We start from the raw sequence: 15988 nt of genomic DNA on the forward strand, positions 1-15988 counted from the left end.
ATTTGTCATGTGGAATACTAACACAAACTAAAAGTATAGAGTTCAGGTTTATGTGGCCGCATTAAAGTAAAAAGCACTATCTAAATAGTGCTTTAAATTACCTTAAGTGTGATTAGCCCGACTAAATCTAGTTTACTCTAGGAGTCGCTCGGTACAAATGACTCAGGGAAATGGCGTGTCGTGGTTTCATCAACGACAACTGAAACTTCCTGCTCGGCTGAATCGATGAAAAACGGTGCAGTTCCATCCTGAGGATCACGAATATTTGCTGCTTCAGGATCATCATTTTGTGCAAGGCAGGTATAACCTAAGCTATACGTGTCGGCGACGACAAAACCGAATTCATAATCATAACCTAAAGTGTTCCCTTCACTGTCTTCAATAGGGTTAACTCTAGCGGAAGTTATCGGGGCTACTTGAGTGAGCACATTAGCACCGGTTCTAAAGTCAGCCATATCTTCTAATGCCGTTGCGCTTGGGTAGAGGTACACAGCAGGAGAAAAATCTGAACCACCAGCATTCGTTTCGCAATTAATCATGGTTTCAGGGCTTATTTGCCCTGTGATTGCACCAACGTCGGCGCTATTTAGCAATTGAACTGAAGTTGGTTTTAACGTCCAATACTCCTTATTGCCATGAGGTCCTTGAAGGCCTTGCGATAAGTTGAATTCAGCCACAAATGCGTTGTTACCTGCCGCAATTGTAAATGCTTTATTGAAAAACAGTCGGCCAGTATTGTCTTCATCTGCTCCAACACCACCGCATGAACCGTTACTATTTGTTACTAACCCTTCGACAACACCACCAACGTATTCGCCATTATCGTCTTTAGTTGCACCAGAAAGAACATATGAGCTATCGGTATCAGAGATCTCGTTATTTTGCATATAGATACACATTTGGTACTCACCAACAACGACAGACTGGCCACTGACCAGTGTTTCTACATCTTGCCCTTGTACGCCTAGTAAGTCGACGTGTTGTAAACCATCTTCACCGACCGTAACGTCGAAGGAAATCGAGCCTTCGCTATTCTTCAATACAACTTGCTTAAAAGCGATATTAACAATGTTCGCATCGGCAGGGTTATCTGAGACACCGAGAGTAAACTTACCAAATTCGGTCTCTGGTGATGGATCTGAATCAGAACCACAGCCTGATAGCATTATGCCTGCAGTGATAGCGATACTTAAAGTTGTGAGTTTTAGTTGTTTCATACTTGCTCCAAATCATACCACTCAGGATATATATTATAGTTGTGATAAATACTTTAGTAATGTGTATATCAGGTATACCAAAGCCTGTAGGCCAGATAAAAATAGGCTTTGTCGACCAATACCGTGCGATAAGTATAAGGGAGAAAAGGTAACTTTGTCGCACTAGGGCAAACGCTTTACTCATAAAGTTTTCTGTTATTTATACTTCAGTTTTAAATCAAGTATTTGCATTATTCAATGCCAGTTATTCTAAGAAGACCCTCTGATACCTGTGTGGCGTTAATGTTGCTGTTATTGGCCCTTGGTTGGCTTTTGGTTGAACTTTATTGAAATGCGAACTGAGCACAACGGTTTAGGTAAAAATCGAGATGAGTTTTGTGTATGCTCCTCGCAAGTAAAACTAAGTGTCGGGACGATGAATGAAAATTAAAGCTTTAGTGGGGGCGGTTTCGCTGTGTTTAGTCAGTGTTTCAGCGCAGGCGACAGATTTCAGCCTGGGGTTAAATGATGACACCTTTTCAACAGAGCTACAGGTTGACCTGAATAAAGATGTTAATGCATCTGCACAATATATCTATTCAGATAAAGGCGGGCAGATGTTATCGGGTGCGATGCATGTCGCCCATGATGCGGGGATACACCATATTGAGATTGGTGGAAAGTTTTCTCAGCTATGGTCTAAAAAAAGTCAAAACGGTAATTATGTTGGTATCGGCGGACGCTATGCAATGCATTTAGGATCGAATATTTCGGTTCACGGTTCGGGTTATTACTCTCCATCAGTTCTGTCATTTGGTGATATCGATGGTTCATGGGAAGTTGATGGTAAAGTTCAATATCAGCTTAATCCGGCCATTGCGCTATTTGTCGGTTATAGGAATATACGCCTACAGTACGATGACGCAGAAAATACAACATTTGAATCTGGCTTCTATTTAGGTGGCAGAGCAACATTCTAGTGTTGCAGTTTAATTAGTGCTGCCAATCGTGTGCTTATACCCACCCTACTTAATCCTGCATCTTTAGGTAGGTGGGTATTTAATGTCGGCGATTGATTGCATATCTTTTCTTACTTCCCATTCTCCAAAGAATATCCTCGCGATAACAAAGTGCGTTTAAAATTGTTGATAAAACCCTGTTTCATGTAGACTTAAGTCAAAATATTGTCAAATGCGTGAGTCTTGTCACGTTGATGTTGATGCGATGTGGCTTTAAGAAACGGATTTATCTCCCATGCACGTAAAAATAATAACAATCACTTTGTTTATATTATCTCTCTTTGGCAGTAATGAAAGCGTTCATGCAAGTGCCATTTTAGATCAAACATTTCTTTTTGAAGCTTCAGCTGATGACAGTATTCCGCAAGACTTTATGGCGATTATGCCTTGGATAAAATCAAATCCGCAGCAGAGTAAGGTCTCATTGGCGGGTGGAGATTACTGGATGGCGAGCGCTTTTGTTGTCTCTTCAGATGAAGGGAGATGGAGTGTTAATGTTAAAAACGCCATTATTGAATCTGTAGATTATTGGATTATTGGCGAAGATGGTTCAAAGCAGTATTTCCACAGCGGTTATTATGCGCCTTATGAGTTCTTGTTCGACTATGCGCGAAAAGTTGAGCTCAAGAAGAACACAAACTATTGGCTAGTAACCCGAATAAACAGCCGTTATTACTCTTCTCAGCCCAAACTACAGGTACAATCCTACGAGCAGCATCGCCTTTCTTCTGACTTAAGTGCCATGTTTGTCGTGCTATGTATGGGCGCGCTCGCCTCAATTGCTTTTTATAATCTACTAATCTACGCATCCATAAAAGACAAAGCGTTTCTATATTATGGGTTTTATGTTTTAACTTACGCTATAGGTTGGGCGTTAACATTCCATATCCCAGCGCACCTTTTTGGGTTTCATGGCTTGCAGTTGCACCATCTGTTTTTTATCGGTCTACCCATTTTTAATATTCTTTTTTACAAACATTTTTTGCAACTACCTGAATTGTCGCCAAAATTATGGCAATTGAGTAAATATCTAATGTGGGCATGTATTATTGCACTGCCAGCAAGTATTTATTTGATTTCATATACAGCTATTATTGCCTCCATCTTGATAATGCTCTGGATAGCATTGGCAATTACTTGCGGTAATGTATGCTTATTAAAAGGGTTTTATCCGGCACGATATTTTATCGTCGCATTCACCTGCTTGCTGCTACCAGCAGTATTAATCCTCCCTGGAAATATGGGGTTAACACCAGACTTTTTTGACAACGCCGAGTTAGCGACATTGATCGGCGGCACAGCCGATGCTTTGCTGTTATCACTAGCACTGGCAAATAAAATTCGCATGTTGTCGGACGAGAAAGAGCGTTATATCGAAACGTTGGATATCGCATGGAAAAATGCCCGTGTCGATGTACTAACCGCAACAGCTAACCGTTTTGCATTTGATGAGTTTATGCGTCAAGATCAACCCATTGGGCCTACCGCCAACTCAGAGTGCTACTTAGTGCTGATCACGATTGAGGGGTTGTCGCAGGTAAACAAAAAGGTGGGTCTTGGAGAGGGTGATAAGCTAATTTGTTTTGTGGCTAAGCAATTGGACAAACTGATTAACAAACGGAGTCAGAAAAGTATTTACCGAGTCGGGGTCAATGATTTTGTGCTCTTTATCGACAAAGACGATATCGCAGAGATAGAGCTGACTACGACCCAGATAGAAGCTCAATTTAGTCAAGAAGGCTTTACTGATGCAAGCCTTCATGTTGGTCGCTGCCTAAATACCGAGGTATTGAATAATCATGAATGGCTGCGTAATGCCGATCAAAATTTGTATGCCAATAAAAGCGTTAAGCGGCGTCAATTATACGCGCAGCGGTTAAGCCGCACGCTTGATTTAGAGTCGTGATGCTCAATCTTATACGGTAATTGGTATGGGTTAGCTTTTTCGGCTCATTTTAACCACGAACATACCATCGGTGTCTGCATCTTGTGGCCATACTGTTAGCATATCCGTAGTTTGCCCGGTAAATGGGTGGCTGAGTTGTTGCAATATAAACTGCGGTTGCTGAGCGAGAAATGCATTTACAACCTGTTCGTTTTCTACTGGTGATAATGAGCACGTGGCATACACTAACTGACCGCCTAACTTTACTGCTTTGGCACTGCGTATCAGGATATCCAGTTGCAGTGCTTGCTTGTCTGTAACGACGCTAACATCGTCTAACCAGCGCATATCTGGATTACGACGCCATGTTCCTGTGCAGCTGCAAGGTGCATCAACCAGCACACCGTCAAAGTGTTCTGCAGACACAGGTAGCGTGTCGCCTTGCCAAGCTGAAGTCGATATTTTATTAAAGCCTGCACGTTGTGCCCGCTTCATCAGCTCTGTTAATGGCTTTTTGCGAATATCAGAGGCGATGATTGTGCCGCTACCATTATCATCTTGATTGAACATCAAAGAGCGGAGTTGCAGTGTTTTTCCACCTGCACCGCTGCAGGTGTCCCACCACTGTTCATCGGCTTTTGGAGCACATATTTGGCCAATGACTTGCGAGCCAAGATCTTGGATCTCTAAATGGCCCTGTAGGTAAGCTTTTATCGCATTAAGGTTAATGCTCTTATGCCCTAGATTGACGCTGTCACTGAAAAACTCACAAGTGTTGGCGTCGATATTATCGCTTTGCAGTTCAGTAGATAATTGCTGCGCAGAGCGCTTTTGCGCACGCCCCCAAATAGGAGGGCGAGAACTCATGGCTTCGATAAGCGCAAGCTCATGCTTAGTGTCTATATTGGTCACATCCCAAAACCACTGGGGTAACAGGTCTTGCTCTTGAAACACAATGGCAGCAAAACATTGTTGAACAAATTGGCATTTATCTGACACCGTCGGCATAGGTTGAGTGCTAGCGTTAATCTTGAATGTAGCAGACTGATTGGCAAAGCCTTGCCATGCTTCGCTAAATTGGCTCCAGCTGTGGCCCTCTAACTCTGCTACGACCGCTAGCACTGCAAACCAACTCTCATCTTGCTCAGTGCTTACATGAACCTTTTTAAGCCAGCCCCACCAACGGAACAGCGCAAATAAGCTCTCTCTAATCACTCGTCGGTCTTTAGAGCCATGTTTTTTATTGGCCCTAAAGTATTCGCCTACGATACGATCGGCGGGCATTTTCTGCTGAAACACGCTGTTAAATAGCTGATGTATTGTGTTGCTGTAACTCAATGCGCGTTTTTGAGCGCTGGTTTCAGCATGAAATGCATTAACAGGAGATGTGGATGATTGGACCATGTAAATATGCCTGACGCGTGAGCCTTAAAAGGCTCAGATAAAAAGTGGCGCAATTGTAGCAGAGTCTGCGGTTAAGCGCTTCTGTGAAGCTTGACTGAATCCCCAGATCTTATTGCTGCTTTAGGGTTTTAGTAATCCAAATCCAGAGCAAAGCACAGGTAACGCATCAGTTGCTGACATTGTTCAAACTCTGCCGCGCAAAAGTCGGTAAATTGTGCTGAGGTAACTTGCTCTATATCAATAGGCTTAATGGCGATAAAATCTTTTCGTTTAAGCTCCTCTAGCATCGGGTGGGTTTTATCAAACCCTTTGGGCGGTCTAATGAGTTGGCTACCCTCCATGTTAAAGCCATTTTCGGTAAGTGCTCTTAAGGCTTTTTTATACCCGTTAGGATTCTCGTCGATACAGCTGCGGATCGCATTGAGTGCTTTGGATTCAGGATGCCAAATGCCAGCTCCTAGAAAGCAGCCATCGTTGGCGATATGCAAGTAAAGACCCGGTGCATGGACATCTTTACCTTGGAAGTGACGGAACTGAATACCGACATTCGTTTTATAAGGTGTTTTGTCTTTACTAAAGCGGCTATCTCGTTGAGGGCGCATCATGCTGCCGCCGACTTTTTTCGGGACTGCGGTTAATCTAGGTGACAGTGCTAAGATGGCGGGCTGCATGGTTTCAATAAACTGCAGTGCCGGGGTTCGCACTTGATCTTCATATCTTGACTGGTTGGCCTTAAACCATTCTCTCTCATTGTTGACCGATAATTCATTTAAGAAATCAAAACTTGCATGAGTAAACATTACTGCGCTCTCAAAGAAACTTAATTGCTGATTAACATAGCAAACTAGCGCTGCAATTTATATCCGCTAGTTAAATATGTTGTAGGGGGCTTTGATTAAGTCGATCTCAGTTTGAAATTGCCGAGCAAGTCTCTATTGAATAAGCCTCTTTTAAAGTCTTCATCTGTGTAAGCTTTTCTTGGTTATCAACCACTGCTATCCTAGCAATAGATTTGTATGCTGCAATTGTTCGATATTTAAAGGAAGATTATGAAAATTTGGGTTGATGCCGACGCCTGCCCAGGGGTAACTAAAGAAACACTTTTTCGCGCTGCCGATCGCGCCGAAATTGAAACGACACTGATCGCAAATCATAACGTTAGAATTCCACCTTCACGCTTTATCAAAATGGTTACTGTTTCTTCAGGCTTTGATGTTGCTGATGATGAAATTGTTAGACGACTGCAAGCGGGTGACTTAGTTATTACTGCCGATATCCCCTTAGCGGCTGAAGCGATAGAGAAAGGTGCACTTGCGCTAAATCCTCGTGGCGAGCTTTATACAGAGCAGAATATTAAGTCGATTTTAAATATGCGAGATTTTATGGATACGATGCGAGCGAGTGGCGTGCAAACTGGAGGCCCAGATGCTATGGGCCAAAGTGAGCGACAAGCTTTTGCAAATCAATTAGATCGCCTTATTACCAAGTTTAAACAGCAAAAGTAGTTGCTCTGAAGTCGAGCTGATGAGTCGTTAAGCGAAATAGCGACAACTGCAAAGATCATCAGCTTTAAAAAGTTTAGGCTGTTATGTTCATCGATGGCATGGTGCCAATCAGTTTATGTCATTGTTTATCTCGTTCAATATCTTCCATTTTCAATTCTTCATCATCACAACAAATCAAACACAGGGTAACTGCCCTAGCATCAGTTCGATGACTCCCACTATATTGATAGTGATGAAGAGTGTTATTACTGCTGAGAGTGCGGAGGTTAAACGGGTGATGTTGGGGTAATTTAGTAAAATTGACTATCCTTGTAATGATTAAGTTAATTATTTAACTGCCTTTTTGCTGTTTGTTAGTTAACATAGCTAAAATGCAGCCTAAGTACGCTAAAACTGCTTTTCGAAAGGCAGTTACTGACTAGGTTAACGTTATGCGATGGTTAATATTAGGCTTGGTACTGTGCTTGTGCTTTACCAGCAGTGCCTTTGGGCGCGACTGGTTAGATAGTGATGCTGATGGTGTCCCCGATCTTAAAGATGCCTGCACAGGCACTATAGCAGGCAATAAAGTGGATGCCAGCGGCTGCGCTAAAACAATATTAAAGCCAGAAAGAGCAACTGAACTGACTACAGGGCTTTGCTTTAAAACACTGAATGATGATTACCCAGTTAACTGTACACCGTTGTCATCTATTGTTGTTAATTTCGATTTTGCTAAATCGGAGTTGTTATTTAGTCAAAGGCAAGTGCTGCAGCAAGTTGCCGCATGGTTACGTAGGGTTCCAGTAAGGTTGTTGCTTCTGGGGCATACCGATACTGTCGGCAGTGAGCAATATAATCAGATCTTGTCACTGTCGAGGGCTGTTAGCGTGAAGCAGGTTTTAACTGATGAGTTTAATTTAGGTGCTCATCGCTTTGATGTGAAGGGTGCAGGAAGTCAGAAGCCCATTGCCGATAATCAGAGCAGCAATGGTCGAGCGCTAAATAGAAGAGTCCAGTTTTTCGTTATTTTTTAAAATAAACTTATATAAGTTAAGGGAGTATATACATGGATAACTTGCAAGGTCTGATGGATCAAGCACCAGAGCTGATTGTCACTTATGGTATGAAAATTCTATTCGCAATCATTATTTTTGTGATTGGTAAATTTTTATCTGGGGTAGCAAAGAAGCTTACGACAAAACTACTTAAGAAGCGCAAAGTAGATGAAACGGTGACTTCGTTTGTCGGAAATATTGCTTGGTCATTGGTATTTGTATTTACCATAGTGGCGACATTAGGACAAATTGGCGTACAAACAGCCTCTCTTGTTGCTGTTATTGGTGCCGCTGGTTTAGCCGTTGGTTTAGCGCTACAGGGTTCATTATCTAACTTTGCAGCAGGCGTATTGATGGTGTTATTCCGTCCTTGCCGTGTGGGTGACTATGTTGAAGCAGCAGGTATTGCAGGTACAGTAAGCGAAATCACCATTTTTTCAACTAAGCTACTTAGCCCAGATAATAAAGTGATAATTGCACCAAACTCAGCAATGATGGACGGTACTATTGTCAACTATTCTGCAATGGAGACACGTCGTTTAGACTTGGTCATCGGTGTTTCTTATGATGCAAACCTTGCTGAAACCAAGAAGGTATTAACCTCAATACTCGACAATAGCCAGTATGTGCTTAACGATCCTGCTTATACCGTTGCGGTAGCTGAGCTCGCTGATTCTTCGGTGAATTTTGTGGTTCGCCCATGGGTGAAAGGCAGTGATTACTGGCCTGCTCATTTTGAAATTTTGGAGCAGATCAAGCTCGCACTAGATGAAGCTGGTATTGGTATTCCTTACCCACAAATGGATCTCTATGTGAAAGAGGCTCCAACAAGCTAACTCTCTAATTGGCTAACCGTCTAATAGGGTAAATAAAAGGTCAGCATATGCTGACCTTTTATTCATTTAATATCAAAGATATGCTAACTAATGAATATTGTCTGACTGATACTGGTAATCAAATTTTGGCATTGACCAATGGTAACGAATAGCAAGCATTCTAAAGCTAAAGCCGAAGGTGAGGGCAACAGACAAGCTTAGCCATTCTGCAACACCATTTAGCTTCATTGCTACATAGAGAGTTGCAGTGAGCAAAGCAACGAGTGCATAGAGTTCTTTCTTAAAAATAAGCGGTACTTGATTACACAAAATATCACGGATCACACCGCCAAAAACGCCAGTAACCACACCCATCACAATCGCTATCTCTGCACTGTAACCAAGCATCAAGGTTTTTTGTGCGCCAACAATGGAAAACACCGCTAGACCAACAGCGTCAATGGCTAGAAACAATCTCGATAAGTAGCGCATCAAGGGGGCGATCATCACTGTTAGTAGAGAGGCTGCAGCGATAGCGAGCAAATAGTGTGCGTTTTCGACCCATATAATAGGGTAGTTGCCGAGCAGCATATCGCGTAGCGTGCCACCACCAATCGCGGTAACACAACCAATAATGACCACACCAAAAAGATCCATCTGTTTTTTACCGGCGGCTAGGGCACCTGTCATCGCTTCAGCCAAGATGCCGATGAGCCATAAAGCACTGATTACTTTTACTTCTAACATAAGATGTTCTAGCTAATAAAAAGGAAGCGAATATTGCCCGTATTTCACGATAAAAGACAATGATAAATATTATTTTTTAGCATTATAAAAACTAATGGATTCTTATTTGATTTTTCCGATATGCGGCGTGTTAGGTGGTATTTACGAATAGTTTTAATAACTGAGCTAAATTAATGATGGCTCATTATGCAGCTTTGGTTATTTCCGGCGTGTGTGAGGTCGCTTTGAATTATTAAACTCTCTAGTGACTTGGCGCTGGTAGAAGCCTTGCTGTCGCAGTATTATTAGCTCATAAAGTCCAAAATAATGTCGATAATGGGGTAAGTAATGATAGATTTTCGCAGTGACACTGTGACTAAACCTACAGCTGCGATGCGCGCAGCTATTGGCGTCGCTGAAGTCGGAGATGATGTATATGGTGACGATCCAAGCGTTAATTACCTTGAAGATATGGCCGCTGAAATGTTTGGTTTTGATGGCGCCTTATTTACCTCATCAGGGACTCAAGCTAACTTATTAGCATTGATGAGCCATTGTGAACGCGGAGATGAATATATTTGCGGCCAGCAAGCGCATAACTACAAGTTTGAAGGTGGTGGAGCTGCAGTGCTAGGGAGTATTCAGCCGCAACCACTGAACAACCAAGCGGATGGCAGTATTTTATTGTCGGATATTGAAGCGGCGATTAAGCCAGATGATGTTCATTTCGCTCGAACTCGATTATTGAGTTTAGAAAACACCATTGGTGGTAAAGTTGTGCCTCAAAGCTATTTGGCTGAGGCGCAGTCTTTAGCATTTGAAAAAGGGCTTAAAATTCACCTCGATGGAGCACGTGTTGCTAACGCTGCAGTTGCTCAAAACTTGCCGATGACAGCGATTACTCAGTACTTTGATTCAGTTTCTATCTGTTTATCGAAAGGTTTATGTGCGCCAGTCGGCTCAATACTACTGGCTGATGAACGTCTTATTAACAAGGCGCGCCGCTGGCGAAAAATGCTCGGTGGCGGTATGCGCCAAGCGGGGATATTAGCGGCAGCGGCGCAGTTGGCATTGACAGACCAAGTAGAGCGCTTGGCTGAAGATCATGATAACGCGGCTTATTTGGCATCGCAGTTGTCTGCGATTGACTGTTTCGATGTCGATATGTCACTAGTACAAACCAATATGGTGTTCGCCAAAGTGGCCGCTGAGTTGGATATCAATCATGTCGCTCAGCAGCTTAAGAAAAAAGGCATATTGATAAGTGCGGGTAAGACGCTGCGACTAGTGACTCATGCGGATATATCGCGTACTGACATTAATTGCTTCATCCGTGAACTTAAGACTATTTTGAAGAGCTAAGCCGAGTTTTATATATTGATTAAGAATTTGCTGCTTAAGCTGGTTGCTCGTTAAACTAAAAAGCCCTTATTGCGCTATATAAAGTGATAAGGGCTTTTTATATTTATACCTATTTTAGATATTACTGAGCATTAATGCTGGTGGCCGCTTTCTCCATTTTGGATCTGATTGCCCTGACTATCATAAAATCCGCTGCTGCCATGTTGTATATACCCATCCTACCTGAAGGTGCATGATTCAGTGGGAGTTTAATGGGCTTTAATCAAGGCATTGATTACCACTAATGGTTGTTCCCTTAGTAAAATCAATAACACAGAGTAAAGCCCATTAAAACCCATCGCAGAAGGCGTTTTGCAAGCCCACTTCGTTGTTGCACTAACTTAAAAGGGAATAACCATTTCTACGTTAATGCGCCTAGAATTGAACTGGCACAACGCCTCTGAAACGAGCATCTTCAAGTTGGATGGGTATAAACCCCTGATGGATCATTTTTGCGATAAAGGGATCTGACTCATTGTCGCCGACATCGGCAAAATCGATATCTTGATAGCCCGCTGTCATCCCATTAAACACATTTTCTGTAAGCGGTTTTACCTCTACTAATTCATATTGGATGCTGCCGCTATTATTGGTTAGCTTGAATGATTTAGGTAGCTGCAACTGGTTGAGCCAACTGATTGTAAGTTGATGATTTTTTTGTGTACCTTGATACAGCTGCTCGGCCATGCAGAGATCAGTACCAGTCTCTGCGACTTCACTTGAGCTTGAAGGCAGCTGTTGCATGTCGGCTATTGTTGCCGGTGAGATAAGGTGATTAAGCTGATTGAAGTCGAAATGCATATTCAAAGAAAGTAGATCGCCTTTGCGATAGCTGACGGAACGACGCTCGCTTGGAAAGTAACGCACGTATTCGCCGCGAGTATTCCACAGCTCAAAGGTTTGTGGGTTATGCTGATAGATGACTTGTTGATGGTTTCTGAGCAGGGTGATCTCTTTAGTGACACCATGGTCATTGGACACCGCGTAGCGTGCACTTAGGTGTGATGAGTCTAGTGATTGGCATTGTGCGGCATTGGCTGCTGGACTGTTAATTAACAGTGCGATTAATCCGCCAGCCATAACAAGCGCTGAAGTATAAGAGAACGGCTTTAAATTTGATTGCTTGTGCATGGTCACTCCTGAGAAGGGCTGAATGTTGATTGTTGTTTGTCTAATTTGAGTTTTCAGTTACTAACCTAGCACCTCTAATGCTCGAGCCTACCTGAAAGCCGAGAAGGTCCTAGGTACTAGGACGTTCGCCAGCTCACTACTAGGAAGGACTACGTCCTGCTCGGAAATCAACAGAGAACACCCTTTGGCTTTTGATATTGATTTTATGCTTTGCTAGAACCTCTAATACTCGAGCCTAGAACCTAGCATCTAGATAGTTGAATAAGCCACTGAGAGATCTCAGTGGCTTTCAATCATCAACGGCGGTTATGGTTGGGCTGACTGAGCTTTCTCAACCAAGCTTGCTGCATGGTTCATCACATGGAATATGTGGTTTTGCTCAACAGTTCCTTGGATAAGGTGTGAACCTGGACCACTGGCAAAGATACCAACATCTTCACCCGCATGAGTTTCACTGCCCAGTGGTACAAGCGCTTCTTGATGAAAACCAGCGCTTTGAGTATCAACATAATTTAAGTCAAAACGGCCCGCTGCAGCAGCATAGCCATAACGCTCATCGCCTCCGGTTGCTAAGCTCGCATAACCTAAGCCATTGGCATAGCCGACAGTGGTATACGGTAAGCCATTTGAATCAGTAGAGTTAGTCACAACAGGTTGCCCATCAGCGCCATTGCCCTTAACTAACCCTAGGATGGGGTTACCACGAGTAGGGTAGCCTGCAATGGTGAATACATGGCTGTGATCGGCGGTAACAATTAACAAGGTATCTTTTTCCGATGTTTTCTCCATTGCTACGCGGACAGCTTCCGACATTGCAATCGTATCGTGTAATGCACGAGCAGCATTACCCGCATGGTGTGCGTGGTCGATTCGTCCTGCTTCAATAATCAGTACAAAACCTTTGTCATTTTTCTTCAAAATATCAATCGATTTAGCCGTCATTTCAGCAAGTGACGGTTCGCCAGTTGCGCCAGCTGTAGTGCGGTCATAGTCATATTCCATGTGTGATGAATTAAATAGGCCTAACGCGTGGTCTGTGTTGCTTGGGTCGAGAGCTAAGAAAGACTCTCTATCAGCAACATAAGCAGCATTAGGGTATTTATTTAACCATTCGTCAGTTAGGTCGCGGTTATCTAATCGCTTACCTGATTTGCCTTCAGGGTCAGTCATGGTGCTCGGAATAAATGCACGACGTCCGCCGCCCATCACCACGTTAAGTCCGCTGCCAAAGTTAAAGTCGATTAACTGTGATGCAATATCCTTACAACCATTGGTAATGGCCTCTGCAGGCAAGTCAGCATCGCTCTCCCAGTTGCGCTCCGGAGCGTGAGCATAAGTAGCAGCGGGTGTTGCATGGGTAATACGCGCTGTAGAAACTACACCTGTCGATAAGCCTGCCATGGCGGCCAGTTCAAGTGACGTCACTAGGTTTTGCCCTTGAGTTGAGGCGCAATCACCTCGTGATACCCCTTCACCTTGTGAAAGTACTCCGACGTCAGTTTTTACCCCAGTGACCATTGCTGTCATGGTTCCTGCTGAATCAGGAGTCTGCCCGTCGACATTGTAAGTTTTAGCCAGGCCTAAGTAAGGAAGAGTTTCAAATGAGAGCGAGTTCTCTTCACCGGTTTGCCCTTTTAACTGACCCGCTAAAATACGCGCTGCAGTAACGGTTGATACGCCCATGCCATCACCGACAAATAGAATGATGTTTTTGGCGGCGCCCGCTTCATTATTGACAGTTAGTTCTTCCGCTTTTGCCACTCTAGCTTGGCCATCGATATACCACTGGTTAACCGCTGTCCAATCTTGGCCGTTGTTGCCATTGCCACCATTACTGCCGTCTGAACCATTGTTACCGTCGGCGCCGTTATCGCCATCACTACCACATGCTGCTAAACCAAGCATTGCCGCAATCGAAACTACCAGAAATTTCTTGTTCATTTTAAACTCCAATTATTGGGTACTATTGCTGACCTATATGAGCCAGTAAGAAAAATTATTAATGCCAGTGAGTTAGCGATTAATATTTAGTACCGCCTAGCGTTTGTGCTTGGTTGATGATGTGGAAGATAACGTTCTGTTCAATCACGCCTTGGATAAGATCTGAACCCGGACCCGTTGCATGCAGAGTAATATCTTCGCCTGCGTGGGTTTCACTGCTCATTGGTACCAATGCTTGCTGCATAAAGTCTTTATCTTTGGTATCGACAGAGCTTAAGTCATCACGTACACCAACAACTGCACCTGGACCGTTGGTATAACCGACAGTGGTATAGGGTTTGCCGTCTTGTGCGATGGCGAGATCGCCGCCGACGTTATGCACTAATCCTAAAATGGGATTGCCACGCTTAGGGTAGCCAGCGATGGTAAATACGTGGCTATGATCAGCAGTCACCATGATAAGCGTTTCTTCTGGGTCGGTTGATTCAACGGCCGCTTTTACTGCATTAGACAGTTCAACGGTGTCCATCATGGCGCGGTAAGCATTACCTGCATGGTGGGCGTGATCGATGCGACCTGATTCAACGATGAGCAGGTAACCATTGTCATTTTTATTGAGTAGTTCAATCGACTTAGTGGTCATCTCTGTTAACGATGGCTCGCCTGCGCTGTCATCAGCTCGGTCTGCTTCATATTCCATATGCGATGAGTTGAATAACCCCAGAAGGTGGTCGGTTGCCGTCACATCGATTGCATCAAAACCCGCTTTGTCCCACACGTAAGCAGAGTTACTCAGGTTATCGGTCCACGCTTGGGTCAAGTCAATGCCATCGGCGCGGCGTCCGGTTTTATTTTCACCGTCGGTCACATCGTTAGGGATAAAGTTACGACGACCGCCGCCAAGTGCAACACTTAAGGCATCGGCCTCATCGCGCATAACGAGCTGGTAGGCAATATCCTTACATTCGTTAGCAACGGCTTCAGCTGGAAGGTTAGAGTCTGCTTCCCAGTTACGCTCTGGCGATGCGGCATAAGCCGCTGCTGGTGTTGCATGGGTTATACGTGCAGTACTCACGACCCCCGTCGACAACCCTTTTGCATTGGCAAGATCAACCAAGGTGATGAGCTCATTTCCTTTTGAAGAGAGGCAATTCGCACGTAAGCTACTATCTGAGACTGACAACACACCAGCTTTAGATTTCACACCGGTGACTATTGCCGTCATGGTGCCAGCTGAATCTGGTGTTTGTTGATTGGTGTTATAGGTTTTAACTAGCGCTGTTTTTGGAAAGTGCTCGAAGCTTAAGAAGTTTTCTTCGCCGCCTTGATGATTCGCTTGTTGTTGTCCCTCAAAGATACGTGCTGCAGTCAACGTTGAAACGCCCATGCCGTCACCGACAAATAGAATCACATTCTTGGCTTTCTTTGGCGCCGTTTGCTCCGTTTTATCGCTAACTAACTTTGCGCTATCTTTAAACCATTGACTATCTGTTTGGTTGCTTGGCAATACCGCTGCATTAGCTGCGATTGTTACCAGGCTACAAGAGGCCATTGCCGCTATCTTTTTGATATTAATCACTATCATCACCGTCAATTATATTATTTAGAGGAGGTTTGTTTGTGGCGGGATGATTGTCGAGCATAAGCATGACGATATGGCGATGATTTTGTGTCAGTTTTATTGCTTATAAAAATGGAGCCCCTTTACTACTTTCTTCTCATATCAATGCAAGGGAGCATAAAAATGGTCAAGGTGACGCTTTTGAGTTGAATGACTTATACTTTGTTATTGAATATTAAGAACTAATTCTTTTGGCTTGTAATTATTACTTTATAGCTACTCTTGGTTACGTTTAAAGAGCAGTCAAAAATGAAGTTTTTTAGTCGGATCTTTATTAAAGCAGAACATTAAAATCCTGCTAGTGCAT

The 15988-nt window shown here is 43.5% G+C and carries 13 protein-coding genes; 6 read left to right on the top strand and 7 right to left on the bottom strand.

Annotation, left to right across the window (positions count from 1 at the left end):
* Positions 1–137 precede the first annotated feature (137 nt).
* Positions 138–1217 carry a DUF4382 domain-containing protein gene (locus JK628_RS06765; protein ID WP_202288711.1) on the bottom strand — a complete coding sequence of 360 codons (1080 nt, stop codon included), beginning with the start codon at positions 1215–1217 and terminating at the stop codon, positions 138–140.
* Positions 1218–1636: 419 nt separating this feature from the next.
* Between JK628_RS06765 and JK628_RS06770 the strand changes: the two genes are divergently transcribed.
* Entirely contained in the window at positions 1637–2176 is a 540-nt protein-coding gene (locus JK628_RS06770) for a YfaZ family outer membrane protein (RefSeq protein ID WP_202288712.1), read from the top strand.
* A 274-nt stretch (positions 2177–2450) separates the two neighbouring features.
* The gene (locus JK628_RS06775) at positions 2451–4121 is read left to right on the top strand and encodes a 7TM diverse intracellular signaling domain-containing protein (RefSeq protein WP_202288713.1); all 1671 of its coding nucleotides are present in this window, start codon (positions 2451–2453) and stop codon (positions 4119–4121) included.
* Between the two features lie 30 nt (positions 4122–4151).
* Here JK628_RS06775 and JK628_RS06780 read toward each other — a convergent pair whose 3' ends face one another.
* Positions 4152–5504: an RsmB/NOP family class I SAM-dependent RNA methyltransferase gene (locus JK628_RS06780; protein ID WP_202288714.1), complete on the bottom strand. Its 1353-nt coding sequence runs from the start codon at positions 5502–5504 to the stop codon at positions 4152–4154.
* Between the two features lie 128 nt (positions 5505–5632).
* Entirely contained in the window at positions 5633–6304 is a 672-nt protein-coding gene (locus JK628_RS06785) for a DUF2461 domain-containing protein (RefSeq protein WP_202288715.1), read from the bottom strand.
* A gap of 249 nt (positions 6305–6553) precedes the next feature.
* Here JK628_RS06785 and JK628_RS06790 point away from each other — a divergent pair, with 249 nt between their 5' ends.
* From JK628_RS06790 to JK628_RS06800, 3 genes are all read left to right on the top strand, one after another.
* Positions 6554–7009, top strand: a complete 456-nt coding sequence (locus tag JK628_RS06790) for a YaiI/YqxD family protein (protein ID WP_202288717.1) — start codon at positions 6554–6556, stop codon at positions 7007–7009.
* 431 nt (positions 7010–7440) lie between these two features.
* A complete protein-coding gene (locus JK628_RS06795) occupies positions 7441–8025 on the top strand; it encodes an OmpA family protein (protein ID WP_202288719.1) in 585 nt (194 codons plus the stop codon).
* A 32-nt stretch (positions 8026–8057) separates the two neighbouring features.
* A complete protein-coding gene (locus JK628_RS06800) occupies positions 8058–8882 on the top strand; it encodes a mechanosensitive ion channel family protein (protein ID WP_202288721.1) in 825 nt (274 codons plus the stop codon).
* An 87-nt stretch (positions 8883–8969) separates the two neighbouring features.
* On the opposite strand, the gene JK628_RS06805 is transcribed toward JK628_RS06800, so the two are convergent.
* Complete coding sequence (locus JK628_RS06805; protein ID WP_202288723.1) at positions 8970–9608, bottom strand: trimeric intracellular cation channel family protein; 639 nt, start codon at positions 9606–9608, stop codon at positions 8970–8972.
* A 327-nt stretch (positions 9609–9935) separates the two neighbouring features.
* Here JK628_RS06805 and ltaE point away from each other — a divergent pair, with 327 nt between their 5' ends.
* Positions 9936–10949 (top strand): low-specificity L-threonine aldolase, encoded by a 1014-nt coding sequence (gene ltaE / locus JK628_RS06810; protein ID WP_202288725.1) that lies wholly within the window; start codon positions 9936–9938, stop codon positions 10947–10949.
* 414 nt (positions 10950–11363) lie between these two features.
* Here the strand turns inward: ltaE and JK628_RS06815 are convergent, their stop codons facing one another.
* From JK628_RS06815 to JK628_RS06825, 3 genes are all read right to left on the bottom strand, one after another.
* Entirely contained in the window at positions 11364–12119 is a 756-nt protein-coding gene (locus JK628_RS06815; RefSeq protein ID WP_202288727.1) for a hypothetical protein, read from the bottom strand.
* A gap of 306 nt (positions 12120–12425) precedes the next feature.
* Entirely contained in the window at positions 12426–14060 is a 1635-nt protein-coding gene (locus JK628_RS06820) for an alkaline phosphatase (protein ID WP_202288729.1), read from the bottom strand.
* A gap of 79 nt (positions 14061–14139) precedes the next feature.
* Positions 14140–15645 (bottom strand): alkaline phosphatase, encoded by a 1506-nt coding sequence (locus JK628_RS06825; RefSeq protein WP_202289734.1) that lies wholly within the window; start codon positions 15643–15645, stop codon positions 14140–14142.
* Between the last annotated feature and the right edge of the window lie 343 nt (positions 15646–15988).

Origin of the sequence: Shewanella sp. KX20019 (assembly GCF_016757755.1) — a bacterium.
Taxonomy (GTDB): Bacteria; Pseudomonadota; Gammaproteobacteria; order Enterobacterales; family Shewanellaceae; genus Shewanella.